General features: G+C 53.6%; 1 protein-coding gene. It reads left to right on the forward strand.

What is annotated here, in order from left to right; translation table 11 throughout:
• Positions 1-291: ATP-binding cassette domain-containing protein (locus tag AB9F29_RS22280; protein ID WP_369757299.1), on the forward strand; the 291-nt coding region annotated here is incomplete at both ends.

Here is a 291-nt window from a genome sequence, read left to right on the forward strand (position 1 = left end):
ATGACGGACCAAATCCCAGCACTGCGGTTGGAAAATATCGTAAAAACCTTCCCCGGGGTGCGCGCCCTTGATGGCGTTTCGTTTCAGGTTATGCACGGAGAGGTGCATGCACTTCTCGGGGAAAACGGCGCTGGCAAGTCCACGTTGATGAAGGTCCTTGGCGGTATCCACCAACCCGACGAGGGGCGTATTTTCATTGAAGAAGTGTCCGCCATCATGGCCTCGCATTTAGATGCGAAATCCAAGTGGGTTGTGTTCATCCACCAAGAGTTGAGCCTCGCTGATGAGTTG

Source organism: Falsihalocynthiibacter sp. S25ZX9 (assembly GCF_041205405.1).
Lineage (GTDB): Bacteria > Pseudomonadota > Alphaproteobacteria > Rhodobacterales > Rhodobacteraceae > Falsihalocynthiibacter > Falsihalocynthiibacter arcticus.